This is a genomic window from Halodesulfovibrio sp. (assembly GCF_015482765.1).
In the GTDB taxonomy this organism is placed as follows: Bacteria; Desulfobacterota; Desulfovibrionia; order Desulfovibrionales; family Desulfovibrionaceae; genus Halodesulfovibrio.
The window spans coordinates 21323-29975 of sequence record NZ_JADMLB010000077.1; the positions used below are offsets into that span (position 1 = coordinate 21323).

The following is an 8653-nucleotide window of genomic DNA, read 5'->3' on the forward strand; positions in this document are numbered from 1 at the left end:
GTCTACCTGCTACCCTTGCATCACAAAAAACAATTCCTATCTGTATACACTGCTACGCATCAGCATAGGGAAAACCCGCCTGCAGTATGCGCAGTTATAAAAAGTAAAAAGGATGAGGCCACAAGCCTCATCCTTTTTTATGCATTCCATTAAAAAATCACGACCAAAGTGTGCAATTATGCAGCTCAGTTCAGTCTGAATTATCGATTTTTTTCTTTGGCACGGTATACTATAGCATGGTATAGTCACATTAGTTTGTGCAGATTTGTTTAACAACCTTAACCCAAGTAAGCTTGCTATGAAACGTATTGGAATTCTTGGGGGAACATTCAACCCCACCCACATCATGCATATTCGTCCAGCAGTTGAAGTTGAAGAAGCCTTTAAACTGGATCGAATCGACTTTGTTCCCTGTGCAACACCACCGCACAAAACAGAAAACGGTCTGCTTTCCTTCGAGCTGCGAAACCGTATGATTCGGGCTGCAATCAACCGATACCCAAACTTTTCTGTCAACGAGCTGGAGTCTGAACGTTCCGGCCCTTCATACACATACGATACTCTTCAGCACTACAAAGAGACTGAAGAAGAATGCGAACTTTTCTTCATAATGGGGTCAATTGATTTACCGACCCTGCCGGACTGGCATAAAGGGCTTGAGCTTATAGAGCATACAAACATTATTGTCTTAGCCCGCTCAGACTCTGATGTTGAGGAGTTCAACAGACTTTGCCCGCAGTATTGGCCAGATCTTGAACTTCTTCCTCCTGCAGGGAACGTGGCTGCTGCATATGCACTTGGCGAACACAACATCTATTTTCTGCCGCAACCACGCATAGACGTCTCAGCAACTCTCATTCGAGAACGCTGGATGAAAGACCGAGACATTTCGTATCTTGTTCCAGACAGCGTGCATAAAATAATGATGGATTACGCAGACATTATTACCGCATGCTGGAGCGACAAAAAAAATTGCAGATAACGCTCGCATCACCTGCAGTACAATCTCTTCATAAAAACAAAAACGCAGCTAGTTAGCTGCGTTTTTCTATATACATCGCTTGATCCGCCCGTTGAAGCAGTACCTCAGGAGAATCTCCGTCTTCAGGGTACATAGCCACTCCAACACTCAGACCGACACTCACTGATTTATCATCGTTAATCGCAACCGGTTCATCTGCGACACTGTGTATTTTCCGAACAACAGCATCCACATCGCATAACGAGCGAACATGCTCCAGAACAATACAAAATTCATCGCCACCGATACGACCAAAAACATCATGCTCACGAATCTGAGCATTAATTCGTCTTACAAGTTCTTTAATGACAATATCACCACAATGATGTCCGTGGGTGTCGTTCACGTTTTTAAAATCATTCAAATCCAAATATAATACAGCAAAGGTGCTTTGATCATATCGAGCAGCAGCCAGAATACTGTTTAATTTTTCATAAAATGATCCGCGACTGAATACACCTGTCAAACAATCCCTTGTAGCTCTACGTTGTAAATCAAGCTCAACTCTTCTTCGTTCGGTAACATCTGAAAGAATTCCTTCCACGTATGGCACCTGATTTTTTGGATCAATACTCCAATGAGCAGAAATTTCACCCCAGATAAGAGTTCCGTCGCGTCGTAGTAGTTGTGCATTAAATTTTGACTGACGCCCTATCGTCTGCACCTGATCCATCAAAGTAATAAAATCTTCCGGAGTCACAAACCGTTCAGACAAATTATGATCGGCAGGAGCCGTCGACCAGTCCAGCACTTCAAACCCGAAAATGCGATTAAAGGCAGGGTTGGCTTCAATAATCTGTCCAGACTCCTCAATGCGGAACATACCTTCCGCAGCATTAAGATACAGCGCCCTATACTTTGCTTCAGCTTCTCGTAACGCCGCTTCAGCTTGCAGGTTTTCTTCCAGATTGGTCATAACGCACAAAATATTGTTCGTTGATTCGACCTTACTTACTGAAAACCAAACAGGAACCATTTCATCATCTGTGGTGACGATATACCCCTGAAAATTCTGCTTTGCATTCGCATCAAGATTGCTACACACAACTTGGAGGCGTAAAAATGTTTCAGCATCAAGAAAAGTATTTATGTGAATGCCCTCAAGTGGCGAAGATATTCCGACAAGATGATTTAAGTGATCGTTAGCAAAGTCTACGCACCATGCATTATCAAGCATGACAACACCTTCCGGTATACTTTGCGCTACCAGCTTATACTTTTCATTTGCCCGCTCATGACGCACATCTGCGCGACTATACAGACATGCCGAGCTCACTGTGCATTCAAACATCTGTGACGGACAAGAAAGAGGAAGCCACGCGAATGGCTTTAAATCTTGAGCACGAGCAAATGCTGCATCATTCAATTCTTCGCAGCAGCAAACTACCGGAACTTTGGAGCCTGTTAGACTCGACTCGAACGTTCGCAAAAACTCTAGAGTATTGTCGTTATCCATATTCGCAAGAAATACAGAATGTGGAAATTCCCTATAAACAGACAAAAACTCATCTATTGAAACATCACATTGCCGAACAATGTATCCCTGCTCCGCTAAACACGTTGTGTTTCCCAGAATAGCGTCAGCATCGTGTTTCAATACTAAAAGACAATTTCTCATGTTGTCTGTGGCTGCCATGAAGCATTCCCTATTATTCATTACTCTTATAAAAGCGCCCCGACCATACAGACAGCAAACGTCATGGCGCAAAAGGTTACTACACCTTCAACAGCATGAGTGTATTAATCGACAGTTATTTCTATTTATTTAATATTTTGTCACAGTTACCCACAAAAAAACACGCAGCCCCCCGGCTGTTGGTAACTGTACATATAGAAAGGATTACGCAAGTAACGAAAGAACACTTTGCAGAACTCTGTCCGGCTCAATCGAACGCATGCATATCTGTTCTTTATCACATACTTTTTTACCATGAAGAGAGCAAGGGCGACAATCTTCATCTGCTTCAAGCACAATATCGGAAAGTCCTTCAGGATAAAATCCCCATGCCCTGTGTGTAGGACCAAATAAAGCAACAACTGGCGTCTGTACGCCCCCTGCCAGATGCATAGGGCCGGAATCCCCAGTCACAAGCACCTGAGAGCAGGCTAAAACAGCACAGGTTTCACGTAATGTTGTCTTGCCTGTTAAATCCGTCACCCCGTCGCCGGCTGACACAGGAGAATTTCCGACACCGACAACGACCACGTGCACACCACTGGAAACCAGTTTGGCAGCAAGCTCACGCCAATAATCGTTAAACCATGCTTTATTGGGATGCGTAGAAAATGGATGGATCGCAACAATTGGCTTTCCCTGCGCCATATCGCCACACATGGTACTGCCAAGTTGTTTTTCCTGTTCTGATAAGAAAATTTGCGGCAATAACTCCAGTCGGGAAGGCGCATCCTCTTCTACTGCCAATGCATATCGTTGCGGAACGTTAAAGCGGAGAAGCTTTTCGCCTCCTAACTTTCCTTCAGTCTGCAAAAAAAGGCGTCTCTGCAATGAAAATTTAGGATACCGCCGAACAGCCCCTTTCCAACACAAGGAAAGAAAACGGGAACGCATAGTGCCATGCAGGTCAAGTAATCCTTTCCCTTCATGCTCTTCTGCAATCTGCTTAAAAAACGTATATTCACCGCCGGAACGGAGTTCTTCTTTATCAATCGGGATGATACGATCAATGGCAGGATGCCCTTCCAACACAGAAGCCCAGGGCTTTAGAGTAAGAAAGGTAAAACGCCAGCCGTACTTGTTATTCAGATAAGAAAGCACACCAGTAGTAAGTACTACATCTCCCAGTGCACTTAAGCGCATGACTAGCCAGTTATTGGGTACATTCATATGTTCACTCTTATCGTATCTTTTTGCCGGAAGCTACGTTCTAACCAACTAGAAAGTCATTATAAATCAAGTTTAGGTAATGTCACAGGCTCATCATCAAAAACAATCACCTGTTCAGTAAGTTCAATAGGTTCCTGTTTAAATGAAAACTCACTGTGCGAAGCAGGCTTTTCTGCCAACTCTTCTGATAGCTTTTCAGAAGTAGCCGATGCATTATCCACAATTGCAACCAATGTTTCTGTTTCAGCCACAAACTGTGAACAATTAACGGCAGCTTTTGTAAAAATAGCGGTAAGCGCTAATTCAACATTTTCCAGCTGACTTAACACCTGTGCTGCTCGCTTTACAGCATCTTTATCCGCAGTGGCAATAGAGGATTCACCATATTTTTCCAATGCGCTCAATCTGCTGAAGAGTCGATCAAGCGCGCGGGAACCGATAGTTTTGCCATTATCACTTGCTTCAGCCGCATGTCTGCATTTGTCAGACAACCCGCGAATCTCGTCCACAATTGTTCCCATTGCCGTTGTATCTGCACCTATTCGAGCAGCCTCAACATTCACATTGATAGCTATTGTCTCCAAATGGCGGGCAACATCTTCATAGCTGGCAACCTGCCATCCCATCACTTTAATAGCGCGTTCAATCTCTGCAACCTGAGATGTCAGTTCAGCAATTTGAGGAGTAGAAACCCCGTTCTGCTTCTGAACGACCTCTAGCGCAGAAGAAACCGCAGAAGCAAGCTCATTGAAATTATTAACGCCATGTAACGTTGCAAAAGCCTGTTCACTTTGCTCCGAAGCCTGCGAAAGTCCATTTTCCAACTTTACAGCAGAAGCTCTAAGCTCAGTAACTTTACCGGAAATAGAAACAAGTGAAGTTGAAGACTCATACACACAGGTTTTTAATGCCTGTAGCATATCAGAAGCAGAACCCTTTGCCGGAATATTTACAGATTCAAGACATTGCCGCAAATTTTGTTCTACCTCACGTTGAGAAAGCTCAACTCCGCCGATAGCTCTACTCAACGCATCAAGGCCAAAGGAGTTCTCTGCATCTGCAGCAGGCTTGCCAGCCGTCAATCGTTCAACAGCTTTTGTCTGCTCCGTCACTTTACTCCATGCAGCCCAAAGCGCCGTTTCCAGCTGAGACATCCCGTGGACACCTTTTGAGGGCGGCGGGCACTCACCGGAGGTTAATCCGGCTACAGCCTGCTCTACGCGAGCCACAAAACTTCCGCTTGTTCGTAAAATAAGAAGATAAAAAATGAGAGCCACAATAACTGCAGCCGCAATCAATGAAATCCCCGGAAGAATCGCGGACTCACGAACAAAAGCAAGGTTGTCTCTTTGAGAATCTGCCAGCTGACGTATGGAAACATTAACATTGATCAAGCCGGAACCGATATCCGAGTCAACATCCAGTGTTCGGTTATAAAGCTGTCCCAGCTGAACAAAGTCAGCATTCAAATTTTTTGCTGCAACAATTGCACGGTCTAAAATGAGTAAATCCATGGCCTTCATGCTGGCACGTAATGAAATACAATTCTCAAGCAGCAATTCTGCATTCTCTTTCGCAGTATCGTAATCGCCTTTCTTGCTCGTTGCTTCCATAAGGCGCAGGGCAACTTTCAAATTCAGCACGCTGTCCTGCATAATTTTCAACCGTTGAGCACGTTTCTTCTGTGCTTCCTGCGATGACACACTCAGCAAAGGAACACGCTGGTCTGCAATAATATCAGCAATACGCTCCACATCATCCGCAATATTGCTCACATTCTCTTTAGAAAGTTCAATATAGCGTTTAATTCCGGTGTTCAATGTCTTCAGTGCTTCAAGCTTTTCTTTATAGCCTGTATTAGCAAGCTGTGCCCGCCGTATTACAGCAGCTTCATTCGAGTCTCTTGTTACATCAAAATCATCAAGCTCTTTTGTCAGCTCTGCATTAAGGCTCAACAGTGCATCATGTCCTGCACCGGAAAGCGCTGCTTTATGTACCATTGCAATGCTGCTTTCCAAACGGGAAAGACGAACAAGTGCATCATAACTCTTTGATAACCGCTGTTCACCGTCAATACCAAAAAAAACGAGAGCCCCCATGAGCCCTAAAAGAACGACATATCCGGTGGCAAGCTTAGATCCTATTCGCATGAAAAACTCCGAAGATAAAAATGCATCGCCAGATATGTACCCAAGTTCTCAAACTTGGGCAAACAGAAGGTTTCATCCATTGGAAACAAAATGATAAAATCCTGCACACAATGGTTGTTGTATACAGGATTTTAGTGCTTATACACTTTCAGGTGCAGCGTATCAGCAATAAGACATCATATAATTACTCTGTCGGCTCCGGTTCAGGAGTTCCATTCATAACGGATGCAAGACGTGAAAATACCGGCGTGTGTTCTTTTTTTGCTGTAACTTCATATACATCCTGAAGTTTACGCATCTGCCGCATCATTTGATCCAGCCTGCCGTCCTCATTAACGAGAAGCCAAATGCGGCTTGTTGCAGTGTCTGCAACAGGAAGACACAAAATAGCCTCTACGTTAAAACCACGACGCGAAAACAGCCCTGTAACATGCGCCATTACTCCCGGATGGTTGTTCACCAAAATATCAAGAACGGTATGTGCATGATTAGCCATTGGTATCACCTCCGATCATAACACGGTTCGCTGCTCCCGGAGGAACCATAGGAAGCACTTTCTCGTCCCTGCTTATCGGCATATGGATAAGACAGGGACCATTAAATGCTAACGCTTCAGCCAAAGCTTCTTCGCTGCGCTCTTTTGCAAGATCACAAACATGCCAGCCGAAACCACGAACAATTGCAACATAATCCAAAGCAACAGGAAACTCAGATGAAAAACAATTCCCTTCGAAAAACAGCTCCTGCTGCTGATGTACAAGTCCGAGGCACTGGTTGTTGAAAAGCACAACAGTAACATTCACGTTATGCTCTGCTGCTGTTGCCAGCTCCTGCATATTCATCAAAATGCTGCCGTCACCGCTGAAGCAGATAATTTTTTTCTCAGGTTGAGCTAATGCTGCCCCGATCGCTACAGGCAAACCAAACCCCATAGTGCCGAGACCACCAGAGGTAAGCCACTGGCGACCACCGGAGAACGGATAACTCTGTGCTGTCCACATCTGATGCTTACCAACATCTGTTGTAACAATGGCAGATTCACCGGCAAGTTCGCCCACAAGACGAATAAATTTTTGCGGAGATCCAAAACCGCTCTCAGAAGGGGCATGCGGCGGAAAAGCTGTTTTTAATGCAGAAATATATCCAATCCACTCTTTACGCGGTTTTGCTTCTACCTTTGGAAGCAGGTCGGAAAATACATCTCGGATGTCTCCCAGAATACCGAGACTGGCAGAACGAAGCTTGTCGAGCTCACAGTGATCAATATCAATATGGATTACTTTCGCGTTCGGACAAAATTCATTTACTTTACCAGTCGCCCGATCATCAAAACGCACTCCGGCGGCAACAATTAAATCACACCCTTCCATAACCATATTAGTGTATCGCTCAGCATGCATACCCAGCATGCCTATATTAAGCTCATGGTCACGCGGAATAACACTCAAGCCCATAAGGGTCATGGTTACAGGCATAGAGGCCTTTTCTGCCATTTTCTTACAAACGGTGTCTGCCTGCGCTGCAACAACACCGCCGCCAACCCATAAAACAGGGCGCGCTGCATTGTTAATCATAGCAGCAGCAGTCTCAATATCCGCACGTTCTACAACTGGCGGCGCATCAGCCACAGCCGGATCAGGGAAAGAATCGATTACAATTTCCTCAAGCTGAACATCCCTTGGAATATCAACAAGAACAGGGCCGGGACGACCAGATGCTGCAATGCGGAAAGCTTCCGGAATAACCGTAAGTAATTCCTTTGCAGACCGTACAAGGAAATTATGTTTTGTGATGGGAATAGACATGCCGTAGGTGTCTACTTCTTGAAATGCGTCAGTGCCGATAAGCGGCGTAGGCACCTGTCCGGTGATACAAACAAGGGGAACAGAATCAAGCTTGGCATCTGCAATGGCAGTCACAATATTCGTGGCGCCGGGGCCTGAGGTAGCAAGACATACAGCCGGCTTACCCGTCGTACGCGCCATTCCCTGTGCAATAAACCCGGCTCCCTGCTCATGCCGTGCAAGAATATGGGTTATTTTTTTACTGCGCGATAAAGCGTCATATAACGGCAGATTTGCCCCGCCGGGGATACCTGAAATAGTCGTAATGCCCTGCCGCTCTAAGAGGCGAATAGTGCATTCTGCGCCGGTCATTTCTCGCATTATTCTTCCTGCCTTGATCCAAGGTACTCATAACCGGCGAAGATTCTGGATCATAAAAAAATCCGCCGGGCCGAAGCGCTGGCGGAATCGTTTTTAGCTAGTATGCAAAACCCGTTACAACGCGACGACGTTTCTCACGACGTTGACGACGACCACGATGACGGAGACTAGCAATGCATTGCTAGTTTCTAACGAGAGGTATGTCGTGGTTGCGTTGTACATGTTGTTTTCCAAGTTTTACAAAGTTGTTATTCCTTCTGATACCCAGTTGGCCTACCCCTGTCAACACGTATAGAGATTATTCAGTAAAATAAACATATTGAGTGGATAAACAGTTTTTCTTACAGCACAAAAAAACGGTTCAGAATTTCTTCTGAACCGTTTTGCGTTCTTGGTAGCGGGGACAGGATTTGAACCTGCGGCCTTCGGGTTATGAGCCCGACGAGCTACCGAGCTGCTCCACCCCGCGTCA

6 protein-coding genes and 1 tRNA gene are annotated in these 8653 nt (G+C 45.2%); 1 reads left to right on the forward strand and 6 read right to left on the reverse strand.

What is annotated here, in order from left to right:
* The first annotated feature begins 298 nt into the window (after positions 1–298).
* Entirely contained in the window at positions 299–982 is a 684-nt protein-coding gene (nadD, locus tag QZY95_RS15940; RefSeq protein WP_290925366.1) for a nicotinate-nucleotide adenylyltransferase, read from the forward strand.
* A gap of 52 nt (positions 983–1034) precedes the next feature.
* Here the strand turns inward: nadD and QZY95_RS15945 are convergent, their stop codons facing one another.
* From QZY95_RS15945 to QZY95_RS15970, 6 genes are all read right to left on the reverse strand, one after another.
* Positions 1035–2657 carry a sensor domain-containing diguanylate cyclase gene (locus QZY95_RS15945; RefSeq protein WP_290925368.1) on the reverse strand — a complete coding sequence of 541 codons (1623 nt, stop codon included), beginning with the start codon at positions 2655–2657 and terminating at the stop codon, positions 1035–1037.
* Between the two features lie 204 nt (positions 2658–2861).
* Positions 2862–3866 (reverse strand): glycosyltransferase family 9 protein, encoded by a 1005-nt coding sequence (locus QZY95_RS15950; protein WP_290925370.1) that lies wholly within the window; start codon positions 3864–3866, stop codon positions 2862–2864.
* 59 nt (positions 3867–3925) lie between these two features.
* Entirely contained in the window at positions 3926–6016 is a 2091-nt protein-coding gene (locus QZY95_RS15955; protein WP_290925372.1) for a hypothetical protein, read from the reverse strand.
* 184 nt (positions 6017–6200) lie between these two features.
* Positions 6201–6512, reverse strand: a complete 312-nt coding sequence (ilvN, locus tag QZY95_RS15960; RefSeq protein WP_290925375.1) for an acetolactate synthase small subunit — start codon at positions 6510–6512, stop codon at positions 6201–6203.
* Positions 6505–8181: an acetolactate synthase large subunit gene (gene ilvB / locus QZY95_RS15965; protein WP_290925377.1), complete on the reverse strand. Its 1677-nt coding sequence runs from the start codon at positions 8179–8181 to the stop codon at positions 6505–6507. Before ilvB ends, ilvN begins: the two co-directional genes overlap by 8 nt.
* 392 nt (positions 8182–8573) lie before the next feature.
* Positions 8574–8650: transfer RNA gene (locus QZY95_RS15970), tRNA-Met, on the reverse strand.
* Positions 8651–8653: the final 3 nt, after the last annotated feature.

Coding starts and splice junctions, on each gene's coding strand:
- ilvB (WP_290925377.1), bottom strand. CDS start 8,181: ATGCGAGAAATGACCGGCGCAGAATGCACTATTCGCCTCTTAGAGCGG.
- ilvN (WP_290925375.1), bottom strand. CDS start 6,512: ATGGCTAATCATGCACATACCGTTCTTGATATTTTGGTGAACAACCAT.
- QZY95_RS15955 (WP_290925372.1), bottom strand. CDS start 6,016: ATGCGAATAGGATCTAAGCTTGCCACCGGATATGTCGTTCTTTTAGGG.
- QZY95_RS15945 (WP_290925368.1), bottom strand. CDS start 2,657: ATGGCAGCCACAGACAACATGAGAAATTGTCTTTTAGTATTGAAACAC.
- QZY95_RS15950 (WP_290925370.1), bottom strand. CDS start 3,866: ATGAATGTACCCAATAACTGGCTAGTCATGCGCTTAAGTGCACTGGGA.
- nadD (WP_290925366.1), top strand. CDS start 299: ATGAAACGTATTGGAATTCTTGGGGGAACATTCAACCCCACCCACATC.